The sequence below is a fragment of the Pseudomonas sp. ICMP22404 genome (genome assembly GCF_006227205.1).
In the GTDB taxonomy this organism is placed as follows: domain Bacteria; phylum Pseudomonadota; class Gammaproteobacteria; order Pseudomonadales; family Pseudomonadaceae; genus Aquipseudomonas.
Map to the genome: position 1 here is coordinate 1 of NZ_VCNG01000082.1, position 283 is coordinate 283.

Sequence of the window (283 nt, forward strand, 5' to 3'; positions counted from 1 at the left end):
CGTGATTAACATCGCCGCTGGCGAAACCACCGGCACTGTTGCAGTCAATACGCCTGCCAACGACGTCTACAACAACGGCAGCACCGTCAGCACCACCATCACCGGTGCGACCGGCGGTAACTTCGAAAACCTGGTGCCAAGCACCACGCCAGCTGTTACCACCATTACCGATTCGGTGGACACCACTGGCTTGACCTTGAGCGCCAGCGAAACCATCACCGAAGGTGGTTCGATTGTTTACACCGCCACCCTGACCAACGCCGCTCAAACACCAGTCACCGTC

General features: G+C 58.3%; 1 protein-coding gene. It reads left to right on the plus strand.

All coding sequences use genetic code 11. The features are described 5' to 3' along the window. Positions 1-283, plus strand: a 283-nt coding sequence (locus FGE05_RS29735; protein ID WP_139650450.1) for an immunoglobulin-like domain-containing protein, incomplete at both ends; no start/stop codon positions are given.